Source organism: Rhodococcus sp. 14-1411-2a, assembly GCF_002259485.1.
Taxonomy (GTDB): Bacteria; Actinomycetota; Actinomycetes; order Mycobacteriales; family Mycobacteriaceae; genus Rhodococcoides.
The window spans coordinates 195,896-211,557 of sequence record NZ_NPGA01000014.1; the positions used below are offsets into that span (position 1 = coordinate 195,896).

Below are 15,662 nucleotides of genomic sequence, written 5' to 3' on the forward strand. Positions count from 1 at the left end.
GGACCTGCCGTTCCCGCTCAGCTATGCGCGTGCAGCGGACGTCCCGACAGCGCCATCATCGCCTCACCGAGTGCCTCGTTCTGCGTGGGGTGAGCATGCACGAAACTCCCGACTTCAGATGGCAGTGCTTCCCATGCCACGGCGAGTTGTGCCTCGCCGATCAGCTCGCCCACGCGGTCACCGAGGAGGTGAACACCGACAACCGGGCCGTCGTCACGGGCTCGAATCACTTTGACTCCACCGGCGGTGGACAGGATGCGGCTCTTGCCGTTGCCGCCGAGGTCGTAGACAACGGAGGTCACGGTGCCGTATGTCTGCTCCGCGGCCTTTTCGGTGAGTCCCACCGACGCGACCTCCGGGTGTGAATAGGTCACGCGCGGAATGAGATCGCCGTCGATGCGTGCCGGTGCCAGGCCGGCGATGTGTTCGGCGACGAAGATGCCTTGCTGAAATCCGCGGTGAGCCAACTGATACCCCGCCACGATGTCGCCGACGGCATAGACGCCGTCCACGGTGGTGAGGAGGTTGTCGTCGACGGTTACGAAGCCGCGTTCGGTGGCGATGCCCTGCTCAGCCAGACCGAGACCGTCGGTGCGGGGTCCACGTCCGACGGACACCAGGACGAGGTCGGCCGAGAGGGTGTCCCCGGACGACAGTGACACAGAGACTGCGTCGGGAGATTCGGTGACGGACTCGACCTTGGTGCCGGTACGAATGTCGATGCCGCGCTTGCGTAATGCCTTGGTCAACTGCTTCGAGGACCATTCGTCTTCACCGGGAACGATGCGATCGAGCGCCTCGACGACGGTGACCTTCGCGCCGAACGATGCCCAGATACTGGCGAACTCGATACCGATCACACCGCCGCCGAGCACGACGACCGACTCCGGAACCCGATCCAGGGACAATGCCCCGTCACTCGTGAGCACGCGCGGCCCCAGTTCGATACCGGGGATGGTGCGTGAATACGAGCCGGTGGCGAGAACCAGCGAGCCCCCGGTGATGCGTCGACCCTCCACCTCGACGGTACGAGGACCGACCACCTGTCCACGACCGGACACGATTTCGATACCCGGACGCTTCAGCAATCCCTGCAGACCTGCGTACAGGCCGGCGACGACGCTGCGCTGATAGCCCAGTGCCGCGGGCATGTCCACACCAGTGAACGATGCGGTGACGCCGACATGCGCCGAGCCGCGCACCGCGTCGGCAACCTCGGCGGTGTACAACAGGGCCTTGGTGGGGATGCATCCGCGATGCAGACAGGTGCCACCGAGCTTGTCTTCCTCGACCAGCGCGACCGTCAGGCCGAGTTGCTCGGCCCGCAGGGCGCACGAATAGCCGCCCGACCCTCCACCAAGAATGAGAACGTCCACGTCGCTCATCGGACGGATCCCAATGCCACGACGGGGTTCTCGACAAAATCGGCAACGGTGCGCAGGAACCCGCCGGCCACTCCGCCGTCGCACACGCGGTGATCGAACGCCAACGACAACTGCGCGACCTTGCGGACGGCCAATTGGCCGTCGACCACCCAGGGACGGTCGATGATGCGGCCGATGCCCAGGATCGCGGCCTCGGGGTGGTTGATGATCGCGGCCGAGCCGTCGACCCCGAACACGCCATAGTTGTTGAGGGTGAACGTTCCTCCGCTCAGGCGGGCGGCGGGTAGGGAACCGGTCCGTGCGAGTTCGGTCAATTCGGCCAGCCGCTCGGAGAGTTCCTTCAGATCGGCCTTATCTGCCTGCGGCACAACGGGAACCATCAATCCCCGATCGGTCTGAGCGGCGATGCCGAGTCCGACGTTCTCGTAGCGCAGGATCTCGCCGGCGGCAGTATCGACCGTGCTGTTGAGCTCGGGGAACTTGGCCAACGCGATCATGGTGAGTTTGGCGAGGACCGCCAGCAGCGTGACCTTGACTCCGTCGATGGAGGCATCGAGGTCGCGTCGGGCCTGCAGCAGAGCGGTCGCGTCGACGTCGACCCAGACTGTGGCCTCGGGGATCTCCGATCGACTGCGAGAGAGTTTGTCTGCAATGGTCTTCCGAATGCCGGTGATAGGGATTCGCGTGACGCCCTCCGGCGAGGAAGTAACCGTCGAACCGGCCAAGGCTCGCTCGACGTCCGCGCGGGTGATAACTCCGTGGCCGCCGGCTGTCTCGATACTGGCCAGATCGAGCCCACCCTGCAACGCCATGCTCCGAACTATGGGGGAGAGCACCTTCGGTGCATGTGAGCGGAAACTCGTAGCCGGGGTCGAGCTTCCGCTCACCTGCGGCGCAGCCGCTCTCTGCTGCGGCGGAGCCGCACTCCGCTTGCGACGACCGGTCGGGCCGTGTCCTGTGCCGTAGCCGATGAGCACATTGCCCGAGCCGGCGCGTTCTTCCTCGCGGTACCGCTCATGGGCGGCAGGCGTATCGGAAATAGCACCGCCGGTGATGCTGATCAGCGGAGCACCGACGGCCAGTGAAGTGCCCTCGGCCGCATGAAGTTCGCCGACCACACCCTCGAACGGGCAGGGCACCTCGACGGACGCTTTTGCAGTTTCGACCTCGACGACGACCTGATCGATGGTGACGATGTCGCCGGGCTTGACCTTCCACTCGACGATCTCGGCCTCGGTCAGTCCCTCACCGAGATCGGGGAGCAGGAACACCTGCATGCTCATACCGTGACCGCCTTGCTGAGATCGGGAGCATCGTTCCACTGCAGCCGGTCCATCGCGTCGAGCACACGGTCGGCGGACGGCAGGTGGAAGTGCTCGAGTTTCGGTGCCGGGTAGGGAATATCGAGTCCGGCAACGCGGAGTACAGGGGCGTGCAGGTGATGGAAGCAGCGCTCGGATACGCGTGAGGCGATCTCTGCGGCGACACCGGAGAATCCCTGCGCTTCTTGGATCACGATGCAGCGTCCGGTCTTACGTACCGAGGCCGCGACGGTCTCGTCGTCGAACGGATTGAGCGATCGCAGATCGATCACTTCGACGCTCCGGCCGTCCTCGGCTGCGAACTCCGCGGCCTGCATGGCCACCGACACGGTGGGGCCGTAGGCGAGAAGAGTGACGTCGGTACCGGCACGGCGGACGACGGCGGTGCCGATCGGCTCGGTCTTGGTCAATTCGATGTCGTCCTTGGAGAAGTACAGCCGCTTCGGCTCGAGGAAGATCACCGGGTCCGGATCGGCGATGGCGTCGCACATGAGCGAGTACGCGTCGGCGACAGTGGACGGCGAGACGACCTTCAGGCCCGGGGTGTGGGCGTAGTAGGCCTCGGACGAGTCGCAGTGATGCTCGACGCCGCCGATACCGCCGGCGAACGGGATGCGTATGACCATCGGCGCGGTGAGTGAGCCACGAGTTCTGTTGCGCAGCTTGGCCACATGAGACACGATCTGCTCGAAGGCCGGGTAGGCAAAGGCGTCGAATTGCATCTCGACGACGGGCTTGTAACCCGACATCGCCATTCCGATTGCAAATCCGACGATACCCGACTCCGCCAGCGGGGTGTCGAAGCAGCGATCGTCACCGAAGTCTCGGGTCAGTCCGTCGGTGACGCGGAAGACGCCGCCGAGTGTGCCGACGTCCTCGCCGAACACGACGACCTTCTCGTCCTCGGTCAACGCGTCGCGCAGGGCGGCGTTCAGTGCTCCGGCCATGGTCATCGTGGTCATGACAGTTCTCCTGCAGCGATTTCGGCGGCAACCTGATCGCGTTGTTCGATCAGGGCGGGTGTGGGGGAGGAGTAGACGAACCGGAACAGATCCTTGGGGTCGACTTCCTGCTCGACGTTCATGCCGGCGCGAAGCGCAGCGGCGTCGGCGTCGGCCGATACCGTCATCTGCTCGCGCAGCTCGTTGGTGAGTAGCCCCTGGCCTTCGAGGTAGGAATCGAGGCGCGAGAGCGGATCTCGGGCCAGCCACCCTTCGACCTCGTCGGCCTTGCGGTAGCGCGTGGCATCGTCGGCGTTGGTGTGCGCGTCCATGCGGTAGGTGTGCGCCTCGACGACCACCGGTCCCTTGCCTGCTCTGACGTACTTCACGGCCTCGTCCATCACGGCCATCATGGCAATCGGGTCGTTGCCATCGACCTGCTCGCTGCCGATTCCGTAGCCGACTCCCTTGTGCGACAACGACGGAGCCGCACTCTGACGTGCCAGTGGAACGCTGATCGCGAAGCCGTTGTTCTGCACCAGAAAGATGACCGGGGCCCGGAACACCGCGGCGAAGTTGAGGGCCTCGTGGAAGTCGCCCTCGCTGGTGGCTCCGTCTCCACAGAACGCGAGGGCGATGGTGTCGCGACCCTGCTTGGCCTCGGCATACGCGAAGCCGGTCGCGTGGAGCAATTGTGTTGCCAGTGGGGTGCATTGGGGAGCGACCTTGTAGGCGGTCGGATCGTAGCCGCAGTGCCAGTAGCCGGCGAGCATGCCGAGCAACTCCACCTGGTCGACGCCTCGCGCCGCGAGAGCCATCGAGTCACGGTACGTGGGGAACATCCAGTCCTGCTCGCCCAGGCAGAGGGCTGCGGCGATCTGGCAGGCCTCCTGTCCGCGCGAGGACGGGTAGACCGCGAGACGGCCCTGCTTGGTCAAAGCTGTTGCCTGCTGGTCGAATCGGCGACCGTGCACCATCGAGCGGTACATCTCGAGCAGGCGCTCGTTGGACGGGTGTGCGTAGCGGGCGGCACTGTCCACGCCCGTCCCGTCCGGCGCGAGATACTGCACGGGACGGTCGGCGGGCATGAACTGTTGGTAGGACGTTGCCGCTACCTTCTCGACGGTCGTCATGACGCACTCTCCTGAAATCGGCTTGTACGGCGATTCTGGCCGATTTTGTGATGAACAAGCCCGAAGGTCGTAGAATTGCAGACATATGGCCGCCGATCGCCGCGCGAAACCAGAATCTGTCCGATCGGCGCAACAAACCACGAGGTAGGAGCGGACGAATGGACGACGTTTCGAGGCGTGTGGAGTTGGACGACACGGATCGTCGCATCCTCGCCGAGCTCACCGCAGACGGCCGGGTCTCGATGCGGGTACTGGCCGATCGTTTGAATCTCTCGCGGGCACATACCTATACGCGGGTGGACAGACTCAAGGATTCCGGTGTCATCGAACGGTTCACCGTGCAGGTGGATCACGCGGCGTCCGGGCTCGGAACCTCGGCGTTCATCGCGTTGTCCATCCGTCAGGATTCGTGGCGGACCGTGTCGGAGGGGCTGAGGGCGATGGAATTCGTCGACCATTTCAGCTTGCTCGGGGGGGATTTCGACGTATTGGTACTCATCAGGACTCCCGACAACGAGAGCCTGCGGCTGGTGGTGCTCGAGGGCCTGCAATCGCTCGACGGCGTTCGGGCGACCCGCACATGGCTGATTTTCGACGAGGACCGAGGCGGTCTGGGACGCACGACGCCGCCCACCGAACGCTGACAGTGGGCGGCGTCGAACAGATCACGAGTCAGAAGTTTCCGCGCGCGTCCTGCTCCCGCTCGATGGCCTCGAACAGTGCCTTGAAGTTACCGATGCCGAAGCCGAGTGAGCCGTGGCGTTCGATCAGCTCGAAGAATACCGTCGGGCGATCGACCAGTGGCTTGGTGAAGATCTGCAGCAGATACCCGTCCTCGTCACGGTCGACGAGAATGCCGCGCTTCTGCAGCTCTTCGATCGGTACCCGGACGTTGCCGATACGGGCCCGCAGTTCCGGGTCCTCGTAGTACGAATCGGGTGTGGCGAGAAATTCGACGCCCGCTGCGCGGAGGGCATCGACCGAGGACAGGATGTCGTTGGTCGCGAGCGCCAGATGCTGTGCTCCGGGGCCTCGGTAGAAGTCCAGGTACTCGTCGATCTGTGAACGCTTCTTGGCGATGGCTGGCTCGTTCAGTGGGAACTTCACGCGGTGATTGCCGTTGGAGACGACCTTGCTCATCAGCGCCGAGTAATCGGTGGCGATATCGGCCCCGACGAACTCGGCCATGTTCGTGAAACCCATGACGCGGTGGTAGAAGTCGACCCACTCGTCCATCTTGCCGAGCTCGACATTGCCGACCACGTGATCGAGGGCCTGGAAGATGCGCTTGGGAGCGCCTTCCGGTCGCTGCAACGTCGACGTTCGCGGTACATAGCCCGGGAGGTAGGTGCCCGTATAGCGGGAGCGGTCCACCAACGTGTGCCGGGTGTCGCCGTAGGTCGCGATGGCCGCGGTGCGGACTGTGCCGTGCTCGTCGGAGATGTCGGTCGGCTCTTGCAGTACCCGAGCGCCCTGGGCCCGCGCATGTTCGATGCATCGATCCACATCCGGTACGGCCAGCGCGATGTCGACGACGCCGTCACCGTGGCGGGTGTGGTGGGCGACCAGATCGCTGTCCGGATCGACGGCTCCCTTGATGACGAAACGCACTGCGCCGGAATTGAGCACGTACGCGTGGTGGTCACGTTGGCCCGTTGTCGGGCCCGAGTAGGCAACGAGCTCCATGCCGAACGCGGACTGGAAGAAGTGTGCGGTCTGCGTCGCGTTGCCGACGACCCACACGATGGCGTCCCAGCCGCTGACCGGAAAGGGATCTTTCTTGTCGTCGTACTCGACAAGGCCGACGAGCTGTCGAAGCTGATCTGCATCGAGATCGGCCAATCTTTCGTCGTCGTTGAGGATGCTGTCGAGGCTCATGAAGGCTCCCTGGTTGGTGTGATGGCTCGGGCGCGGCGACGAGGGGATCGGCCGCCTTCGGTTCGAGCTGAGCGAACTGTCCTGATGACTCAAACATTGCCGGTGAGAGGTGTCAATCGACCGACCTTCTGCTATCTGAGCTGTACAGATGGGCCAGGAGAATGCGCGGCGTGCTATACAATTCGTACAGAAAACTGGAGGTGCGCGATGGAATCCACATTGGACGAGTTGGACCGGGCGATGCTCGCTGCGCTGCATGACAATTCGAGGATCGGCGTGCTCGAGCTGTCGCGGACGCTCGGCGTTGCGCGTGCCACTGTGTCGGCCCGTCTGCAGCGACTGGAGGACACCGGTGTCATCAGGGGGTATCAACCTCGAATCGGCTTGGCTGCAGCAGGTTACGGCGTTCAGGCGTTCGTGACGTTGGAGATCGCCCAGGGCGCTCTCGGTGACGTCGTCGCTGTTCTGGAGCAAATACCCGGGGTGTTGGAAGCATTCGCAACGACCGGTGCCGGCGACGTACTGTGCCGGGTCGCGGCCGCCTCGCACGACGATCTGCAGCGAACTCTGATCGTGCTCAACCAGTCTCGTACGATCGCACGGTCCACCAGTGTGGTCGTGCTCTCGGAACTGGTCGAGTTTCGAGCGATGCCGTTGCTGAACACCGCCGAGCCAGAGAGAACGCCGAAGGCCCCTGCCTATCGACGAACGCGCGACTGAGCACGTCCGCGTCGAGGCAGGGGCCGAAGTGGCTCTCGAATCAGGTCATCGAGGGCCCGACCACCGTCAGCAACCATACGGTCGGCGGAGCGAGGAGAACGACGAGTCCGCAGTAACCCAACATCTTTCGCTGGAATCGGGCTTTGTCGTTCACTCGTGCTTCGGCCAGGACCATCACGCCGTTGGTGGAGAACGGGCTCACGTCCACCACCGTCGCCGAGAATGCAATGGCGGCAACGAATCCGATGGCTCCCAGCTCGCCGGCGGCGAGCATGGGTGCAGCGAGTGGAAGGGCGATACCGATGGTGCCGATCGACGATCCGAACGCCGAGATGATGGCCACCGCGTAGCACAGGATGAGTGCCGTCAGCAGTGGTGATCCCAGGGCGGAGGCGGCGTCGCCGAGGAATCCCAGCGTACCGTTCTGGGTCATGACCGCCATGTACGTCTGAACACCGCAGACCAGAACCACGGCAGGCCAGGCGATGTTGTCGACCACCTTCGGATGAGTCTTCGGTGCCAGCAGCAACAACACGACCGACACGCAGATCGCGCTGACGCCGATGTCGACGCCCAAGGTCACGGACAGCAGAACCAGGGCGGCAATACCGAGAAGCGTGAGTACGCGCACTCGAGTCAGGGGAACGGCTTGATCGGGAACCGTTGTGACCGAGGCTGCTTCGATCGGATCGGCTTCGACTTGCACGGCGGTGCCGCCACCGCTGCCCTCGGGCAACCCGGTGTTGCCCGGACGCGGTCCTGACGGCACCGGCAGCCCGCCCTCCTGGTCGCGGAGATCCTGGACATCGAACGCACGCGTGCGGTCTTTGATCAGGTCGCGGCCGAGAACGAGGAAGAGCACCAGTGCGATCAGCGTGTTGAGAACGAACGGGATGAGGAACAGCGCGAGCGGATGTGAGCCCACACCGGTGGAGTCCATCAAGCCGTTGACGAAAGCGCCGTAGAGGTTGATCGGGGAGAAGCAGCAGGCGAGCGCGCCATGGCTGACGACCATGCCCATCAGGAAGGGATTGATGTTGTTGCGCTTGGCCAGCGGCATCGCGATCGGTGCCAGCATGCCGACGGCGAGCACGGATCCGAGGGCCATCAACAGGCCGGACAGCAGGAACATCATCCACAGGATGGCCCAGCGCCGTCCGCCCACGAGCCGGAGGGATCGATCGATGACGACGTCGATGGTTCCGTTGGCTTTGGCGATGGCGAACAACAAGGTGATGCCACCGACGATGATGAAGGTGCTACCTGGGAATGCGTCGATGATGTCTTCGATAGGTATGCCGGATATCGCGCCACCGATGAGGAAGGCGCCGGCGAAGGCCAGTAGGCCCATGTTGATGGGAGTGATCGTCGCGACCGTGAAGATTGCGATGAGGGCGATGATCGAGATTGCGTAGACCATGGCTGGCCTTTCGGACGGAGGATGAGGTTGTGCCGTAGGGGAATCGGCGATGCGCGGACCGGAGCCCGCCTGATCAGAGAGCGGAAGCAGAAGTGGGGAGAGGGAGAGCGCGATCGACCACTGAACGAGCGAGATCGGCAGCGGCGGCCAGAGCAGCCGTGTCGATACCGGTGTCGATTCCGGCGCGATGGAACCTGTCGACGAGCTGCTCGGTGGCCAGGTTTCCGTGCGCGCCCGGGGCGAAGGGGCAACCGCCGTAACCGGCGAGCGCGCTGTCGAAGTGCTCGATCTCGAGGTCGAGCACTGCACGTACCGCTGTCTCGAGGGCCTGGTCGTGGGCGTTGTGCAGGTGCAGGCTGATCGTCAACTCGGGCAACGCCTTTCGGACGGCGTCGGCTCCGGCCAGTACCTGGTCGGTGGTCGCGATGCCGAGGGTATCCGCGAGACCGAGGCTCGATACGCCGATGTCGGCCATGCGCGTGCAGACCTCGACGAGCCGTGCGGGCGTGATGATGCCATCGAACGGGCACACGAAAGCGGTACTGACTCCGCCGATGAACGTCCGATCCGGATGCGCCGCGACTGCACGGTGCAGATCCTGCAGAGCGTCCTCGGACGACCGTCCGGCATTCGCGCGGCTGTGGCTCTCACTGGCGGAGGTGACGACCTGGATCACATCGATGTCGGTCTCGGCGGCCCGGTGCACTCCCCGTCCGTTCAATGTCAATGCGGTGTAGCGGGTATCGGATCGGCGCGGCGCACGCGAAACGACCTCTTCGGCGTCGGCCATCTGTGGCACTCGGGTGGGGGAAACGAACGAGGCGATCTCGACGGTCGTGATGCCCGACGCGAGGGTGGCGTCGAGTACGGCGAGTTTGTCCTCCGTGGGGACGATGCACTTCTCGTCCTGCAGTCCGTCGCGGAGATAAACGTCGGTGATGTGTACGCGAGGCATGTCAGATCACCTTCCTGGCGCGGAGATCGTCGAGCTGCTCCTCGGTGAGTCCGAGCATGCGGCCGAGAACATCGTCCGTGTGCTCGCCGAGGTCCGGTCCGGCCCACTTCACGGCGGTGGGTTCGTCGCCGAAGCGTGGAACCACTCCGGGAAAGCGTACTTCCTCGGTACTGCCCTGTTCCACAGAGACTTTCAGAGGTTGGACCATCCCGCGTGAAACGAAGTGTTCGTCGTCGGCGATCTGAGCTGCGTCGAACACCTCTCCGACGGGAATGCCCGCGGCACCGAGTTCGTCGACGACAACAGCTGTCGGCCTTACCGACGTCCAGTCGGAGATGGCTCCGTCGAGTTCGGCCTCGCGCGCAAATCGTTTGTCGCCGTTCGCCAGTTCCGGGTCGGCGGCCAGGTCTGCTCGGCCCACCGCGGTCATGAGCCGTCCGAACACGCTACTCGAGTTTCCGGCGATCATGACGCTGCCGTCCTGGGACGGATAGATGCCGCTGGGGACCACGCCGGGGAGATTGCCTGCTGTGCGCTGGCGAACCGTGCCGTATGCGTCGTAGTCCGGGACCAGCGATTCCATGGCCATGAACACCGCCTCGTAGAGTGCGACGTCGGCAACCTTGGGCCGGGAATGATCTCCGCTTCGTTCGCGAGCCAGGAGCATCACGAGAGCGCCGACGGCACCGTGCAATCCGGCCAGTACGTCGCCGATGGGCGCTGCGGGCCGAACGGGTTCGCGATCCGCGTGACCGGTGACGTGGCGCAATCCGCCGAATGCTTCTGCTACCCCGCCGAATCCGGCCCGGTCTCGATGCGGGCCGGTTTGGCCGTAGCCCGAGATACGGACCATGACCACGTCGGGATTGGCTTCCTGTAGTCGGTCGGGTCCCAGTCCCCACCGCTCGAGGGTGCCGGGCCGGAAGTTCTCCACGACGACATCGGCGGTCTCGACCAACTTCAGCGCGAGATCGCGGCCTTCGTCGGTACGCAGATCGAGAGTCACCGAATGCTTGTTGCGAGCAATGGTTCGAAACATCATGGAGGTGTCTCCACGGCTTCGACGCCAGCCGCGAAGTTCGTCGCCGACGCCGGGGCGCTCGATCTTGATGACGTCGGCACCGAAGTCGGCGAAAAGGCGACTCGCGAAGGGTGCAGCGATGAAATTGCCCAGCTCGATCACACGGATTCCGTGCAAAGGGCCGTTCTCAGTGGTGATGGACACCGGTGGTCACTCCCTGCAGTACGTAGTAAGTCAGAGTGAAGATGGCCAATTATCATTATTTGATAAAGACATTATCTTCTGGTAGGAATGACCATAGTGTGCTGGATCACGTATGACAACCACTGTGATGTGGATTTCTCAGATATTCGTGCCGCTGGAAGGAAACAGGAACTCATGACCGACAAGAACCCAGGGTCGATGCTGCTCGCGCTCGAGTGCGGATCTCCTACCGTCGACGCATCCGCGTGGCTCGCCCCCACTGCGACGCTCGTCGGGCGAGTGAATCTCGGTCCGGACAGCAGTGTCTGGTACCAGGCCGTTCTACGGGCCGACTCGGAGGAGATCACAATCGGTGGTGGGTCCAACATTCAGGACGGTGTTGTCGCACATGTGGATCCGGGCTTCCCGCTTACGATCGGACGCAACGTGAGTGTGGGACACAATGCCGTCTTGCACGGTTGCACCGTCGGCGACGGAACCTTGGTCGGCATGGCTGCCGTCATCATGAACGGTGCCGTGGTGGGAGAGGACTGTCTCGTTGCCGCAGGTGCACTGGTGACGGAAGGTGCACAGATCCCGCCGAGATCATTGGTCGCCGGTGTCCCTGCCAAGGTTCGGCGGGAACTGACCGACGAGGAGGTGGAGCACTGCACAGCCAACGCGCTCACCTACCGCGATCTGGCCGGCGTCCATCGTGGCGCTCGGCCCTGCTGACAGCGTCACGGACCGGTCCGACACCTATGCTGCGTAAGCAGTGTCGGCCATGTAGCCGATGCTGTACGGGAATCGAAAACGGAGGTCGACAGCAGTGACGGACGGTAGCGCCGACACCACTACCGGGGTGCTGGCCCGGGCCGCGGCGATTCTCAATGCCGTCGAGGCATGTCCGCGAACCACCGGTGACCTCGCCAAAATACTGGGCCTGTCTGCATCGACGGTCTATCGACTGGTCGGCGAGATGGTGCGGTACTCGATGCTCCGCCGGGACAACGACGGTCTTCTTCATCCCGGTGACCGCTTCGGCACCTCCACTCTCAGCGGGCTCGCGGTACCGATTCTCAGGCGCCTGCGGCAAGAGACCGGAGAATCCGCCCAGCTGTGGGTATTGCGGGGATCGCATCGGTTGTGCCTGGTCTCCGAGGATTCCCAGCACGAACTCCGCGCGTCGTTGCCGGTGGGGGCGCTACTTCCGCTCGGAGCGGGGTCGGCCGGTCACGTGTTGGCCGGCGATCTCGACGCCGACTCCGAGAGCCGCGAACTCGGGTGGTGGGAATCTGTATCCGAGCGAACCCCGGGACTGACCTCGGTGAGCGCCCCGGTTCGCCGAGACGAGCGCATCGTGGCCGCCGTCTGCGTCGCGGGACCGATCGAGCGTGTGTCGACCTCGGCCGGCGTGTTGTGGGGGCAGGCCGTGCGCGACGCAGCACTCGAAATCGAGCAGTCCCTCATCGTGCGGTCGGACTGGTAGCTGTCACTCAGGCCGGCTTGATGCGACCCCGGACATCACCGAATCCGATGCGAGATCCGTTGGGTCCTGGGGCGCTGGCGGCGATGACAACCTCGTCACCGTCCTCGAGGAAGGTTCGGGTCTCCGATCCGAGGCTCACGGGTTCGGCTCCACCCCAGGTCAATTCGATGAACGCGCCACGCTGATTCTTCTCCGGCCCGGAGATGGTGCCCGAGGCGAACAAGTCACCGGTTCGCGATGTCGCGCCGTTGACGGTCTCGTGCGCCAGCATCTGAGCGGGCGACCAGTACATTGCACTGTAGGGCGGGTGCGAGACGACATGCCCGTTCCACACGACGGTCAAGTCGATATCGAGAGCCCAGGAACGAGATTCGCGGAGGTACTCGAGCGGCTCGGGGTCTTGCACCGGCGTCGAGGTTCGTGCCTGCTCCAATGCGAGCAGCGGAACGACCCAGGGCGAGATGGACGTCGCGAAGCTCTTGCCGAGGTTCGGCCCCAGCGGAACATACTCCCAGGCCTGGATGTCGCGCGCCGACCAGTCGTTGACGATGACGGCTCCGAACACGTGGTCCGAGAACCGATCCGGCGATATGGGCCCGTCCGATGGAACGCCGACGACGAAGCCCATCTCGGCCTCGATGTCCAGTCGCCGACTCGGACCGAAGGTGGGCGACGCCTCGTCGGGCGCCTTACGTTGGCCGCGAGGCCGGGTGATGTCGGTGCCGGAGACGACGACCGTGCCGGACCGACCGTGGTACGCCACGGGCAGGTGCTTCCAATTCGGTAGCAGCGGTTCGGCATCGGGGCGAAAGAGTCGGCCGAGGTTGGCTGCGTGATGCTCGGAGGCGTAGAAGTCCACGTAGTCGGCCACCTCGAACGGCCGGTGCATCGTCACGTCGGAAACGGGCACGATTGCTTCCGCGGGGGTCGTGCCACCGGTGAGCATGTCGGTGACCGACGAGCGGACCTCCGCCCACCGACCGCGTCCGCGAGCCATGAATGCGTTCAGGCTCGTCGACGCGAAGTCTGCGTCACCCAGAGCCGCATACAGGTCGATCACGTTGTCGCCGTAGCGGACTCCGACACGGGCGTTCGTGCCCGGAGTGCTGAACATGCCGTAGGGGAGGTTGTCGATTCCGAACTCGGAATCGGCGGGAATGTCGATGTGCGTCATGAGCGGCGCTCCTAGGTCACAGAGGTGGGACGAGTCCGAGTCGGACGAGATCGTGCAGGGGTTCACGAATGCTGCAGGTGCCGAAGGAGGCAAAGGCGCGCTGTCCCTCGATCCCGGCGACGAGCCCGGCGAGGACGTCTGCGTCTCGAATCGCCAGTATCTTCTCGAGCTCACCGACCCGTGCGCCACTGTGTGCGGCCTGCGCGGCGAGGAGCACGTTGAGGAAACCGTGCTGCTCGAATCCGTTGTGGGGATCGGTGTTACGGGCGGCATGGTGCAGACCCGCGGTGGCCTTGAAGTGGACCTCGCGCTGGGCCGCCCGATAGATGGACGCGGCGAGCTCGTGTTCGTCCGGATACTGGTCGGCCGTGACGCCGCCGGTCCGAAACTTGGCGCGATACCCGAACTCGTCGACGGCGTCGAAGATGTCGTCTTTTCGGGAGTCTCGGGGAATTTCGACATAGATGTCGATGTCCTGGGTGATGCCGCGCAGCACATCGATGTCGGTGCCGTGGGGCATGGCCACTTCGATGGACACGACCGTCACGCCGGCTGTACGATCGGCGACCCGCAGGCCTGCCTCCACACTTCCCGGCCCGGCGGGTGCGGTCAACGCCAGCTCCATCCGAGCACCCAGATCCAGCTCGTTCACCCGGTCCATCGGAACGACCAACGGGCCGACGAGGTCTGCGAACGCACTGGCCCGGTACTCGAGGTGTTGTGCCACAGCAACATCGAGCGGCGCATTGCCGGGAGGGAAGGCGGCGGCGTCGTCGCACAGGCGACGGAACAACTCCGGGATCATCGATTCGGCCCCCGACCGGCCCAGGTCCACGCGTACCCGGTGTCCTCGCATGCACGGGCACCTTCGCCGAGTTCGAGGGGGCGGAAGGTGTCGACCATGACAGCCAGTTCGTCGAAGAACTCGGCACCGATGCTGCGTTCGTACGCACCGGGTTGCGGCCCGTGAGCGTGACCGCCCGGATGCACCGAGATGGAACCCTGCCCGATGCCCGAGCCCTTGCGGGCCTCGTAGTCGCCGCCGACGTAGAACATGATCTCGTCGGAGTCGACGTTGGAGTGGTAGTACGGCACTGGAATTGCCAGCGGGTGGTAGTCGACCTTGCGCGGAACGAAATTACAGATCACGAAATTGGACCCCTCGAACGCTTGGTGCGCGGGTGGCGGTTGATGCACACGGCCGGTGATCGGTTCGTAGTCGGAGATGTTGAAGGTGTACGGGTACAGGCAGCCGTCCCACCCCACCACGTCGAACGGGTGCTGCGGGTAGACGTATCTGGTTCCGACGATGCCCGTCGAACCGCGGTGTTTGACAAGCACTTCGACGTCTTCGTCATCGACGACCAGAGGCTCGGTGGGGCCGTGCAGATCGCGTTCGCAGTAGGGAGCGTTCTCGAGCAGCTGGCCGTACTTGGACAGAAAGCGCTTGGGCGGCGCGATGTGACTGTTGGCTTCGATGGCGTAGGCACGAAGGGGGCCGTCGGGAATCCAACGGTGCGTCGTCGCGCGCGGAATGAGCACGTAATCGCCCTGCTGTGCCTGGAGGGCACCGAACACCGTTTCGACGATGGCAGAACCGGATTCGATGTAGACCATCTCGTCGCCGATCGAATTACGGTACAGCGGTGAGGTTTTCGACGCGACGACGTAGGACAGTCTGACGTCGGCGTTGCCGAGAACGAGGCGTCGGCCGGTGACGACATCGGTGTCCGCCACCGCGGATTCGGGAAACAGCTCGTGCAACTTCAGGTGCCGCGGCACGAGCGGATGGTTGGGCGTCGTCGATTGATCGGGGAGTTCCCAGACCGTGGCATCGACGATCGCCGAGGGTATGTGGCGGTGATAGAGCAGAGACGAGTCCGAGGAGAAGCCCTCTTCACCCATCAACTCCTCGAAGTAGAGGTTGCCGTCCGGGGTTCGGTGCTGGGTGTGCCGCTTCGGCGGTACCGATCCGAGCTGCCGGTAGTAGGCCACGTCATCGCTCCTGAGTTGTGTTCACCGCTTGTAGTAAACACATTAA

Annotated in this window: 15 protein-coding genes; 4 read left to right on the forward strand and 11 right to left on the reverse strand. The window is 64.1% G+C overall.

Annotated features, from left to right (window positions below):
* Positions 1-17: 17 nt before the first annotated feature.
* Genes lpdA through pdhA form a run of 4 tightly spaced genes read right to left on the reverse strand, consistent with a single transcriptional unit; the run spans position 18 to position 4,781 of the window.
* Entirely contained in the window at positions 18-1,385 is a 1,368-nt protein-coding gene (lpdA, locus tag CH291_RS11820) for a dihydrolipoyl dehydrogenase (protein WP_094687563.1), read from the reverse strand.
* Positions 1,382-2,668 (reverse strand): dihydrolipoamide acetyltransferase family protein, encoded by a 1,287-nt coding sequence (locus CH291_RS11825; RefSeq protein WP_094687564.1) that lies wholly within the window; start codon positions 2,666-2,668, stop codon positions 1,382-1,384. The genes lpdA and CH291_RS11825 overlap by 4 nt, the downstream gene beginning before the upstream one ends.
* Entirely contained in the window at positions 2,665-3,669 is a 1,005-nt protein-coding gene (locus tag CH291_RS11830; protein WP_094687565.1) for an alpha-ketoacid dehydrogenase subunit beta, read from the reverse strand. Before CH291_RS11830 ends, CH291_RS11825 begins: the two co-directional genes overlap by 4 nt.
* Positions 3,666-4,781: a pyruvate dehydrogenase (acetyl-transferring) E1 component subunit alpha gene (pdhA, locus tag CH291_RS11835; RefSeq protein ID WP_094687566.1), complete on the reverse strand. Its 1,116-nt coding sequence runs from the start codon at positions 4,779-4,781 to the stop codon at positions 3,666-3,668. Before pdhA ends, CH291_RS11830 begins: the two co-directional genes overlap by 4 nt.
* Before the next feature lie 158 nt (positions 4,782-4,939).
* Between pdhA and CH291_RS11840 the strand changes: the two genes are divergently transcribed.
* Positions 4,940-5,425, forward strand: a complete 486-nt coding sequence (locus tag CH291_RS11840) for an Lrp/AsnC family transcriptional regulator (protein WP_094668637.1) — start codon at positions 4,940-4,942, stop codon at positions 5,423-5,425.
* A gap of 28 nt (positions 5,426-5,453) precedes the next feature.
* Here CH291_RS11840 and hppD read toward each other — a convergent pair whose 3' ends face one another.
* Entirely contained in the window at positions 5,454-6,659 is a 1,206-nt protein-coding gene (hppD, locus tag CH291_RS11845; protein ID WP_094687567.1) for a 4-hydroxyphenylpyruvate dioxygenase, read from the reverse strand.
* Between the two features lie 207 nt (positions 6,660-6,866).
* Here hppD and CH291_RS11850 point away from each other — a divergent pair, with 207 nt between their 5' ends.
* Positions 6,867-7,379, forward strand: a complete 513-nt coding sequence (locus CH291_RS11850; RefSeq protein WP_094687568.1) for an Lrp/AsnC family transcriptional regulator — start codon at positions 6,867-6,869, stop codon at positions 7,377-7,379.
* Between the two features lie 40 nt (positions 7,380-7,419).
* Here CH291_RS11850 and CH291_RS11855 read toward each other — a convergent pair whose 3' ends face one another.
* From CH291_RS11855 to CH291_RS11865, 3 genes are all read right to left on the reverse strand, one after another.
* Positions 7,420-8,799, reverse strand: coding sequence for an SLC13 family permease (locus CH291_RS11855; protein WP_094687569.1), 1,380 nt, complete (start codon positions 8,797-8,799; stop codon positions 7,420-7,422).
* Between the two features lie 73 nt (positions 8,800-8,872).
* The gene (locus CH291_RS11860; protein WP_094687570.1) at positions 8,873-9,754 is read right to left on the reverse strand and encodes a hydroxymethylglutaryl-CoA lyase; all 882 of its coding nucleotides are present in this window, start codon (positions 9,752-9,754) and stop codon (positions 8,873-8,875) included.
* A 1-nt stretch (position 9,755) separates the two neighbouring features.
* Positions 9,756-10,979: a CaiB/BaiF CoA transferase family protein gene (locus CH291_RS11865; RefSeq protein ID WP_256980817.1), complete on the reverse strand. Its 1,224-nt coding sequence runs from the start codon at positions 10,977-10,979 to the stop codon at positions 9,756-9,758.
* A gap of 174 nt (positions 10,980-11,153) precedes the next feature.
* Here CH291_RS11865 and CH291_RS11870 point away from each other — a divergent pair, with 174 nt between their 5' ends.
* Entirely contained in the window at positions 11,154-11,693 is a 540-nt protein-coding gene (locus CH291_RS11870) for a gamma carbonic anhydrase family protein (protein ID WP_094638798.1), read from the forward strand.
* A gap of 94 nt (positions 11,694-11,787) precedes the next feature.
* Positions 11,788-12,447 carry an IclR family transcriptional regulator gene (locus CH291_RS11875; RefSeq protein ID WP_068054581.1) on the forward strand — a complete coding sequence of 220 codons (660 nt, stop codon included), beginning with the start codon at positions 11,788-11,790 and terminating at the stop codon, positions 12,445-12,447.
* Positions 12,448-12,454: 7 nt separating this feature from the next.
* Here the strand turns inward: CH291_RS11875 and fahA are convergent, their stop codons facing one another.
* The 3 genes from fahA to CH291_RS11890 are packed head-to-tail and all read right to left on the reverse strand — an operon-like array spanning position 12,455 to position 15,616.
* On the reverse strand, positions 12,455-13,621 hold the full coding sequence (fahA, locus tag CH291_RS11880) for a fumarylacetoacetase (protein ID WP_094687571.1): 1,167 nt from the start codon (positions 13,619-13,621) through the stop codon (positions 12,455-12,457).
* A gap of 16 nt (positions 13,622-13,637) precedes the next feature.
* Positions 13,638-14,477 carry a hypothetical protein gene (locus CH291_RS11885; RefSeq protein WP_256980818.1) on the reverse strand — a complete coding sequence of 280 codons (840 nt, stop codon included), beginning with the start codon at positions 14,475-14,477 and terminating at the stop codon, positions 13,638-13,640.
* Positions 14,423-15,616: a homogentisate 1,2-dioxygenase gene (locus tag CH291_RS11890; RefSeq protein ID WP_094687572.1), complete on the reverse strand. Its 1,194-nt coding sequence runs from the start codon at positions 15,614-15,616 to the stop codon at positions 14,423-14,425. Before CH291_RS11890 ends, CH291_RS11885 begins: the two co-directional genes overlap by 55 nt.
* Positions 15,617-15,662: the final 46 nt, after the last annotated feature.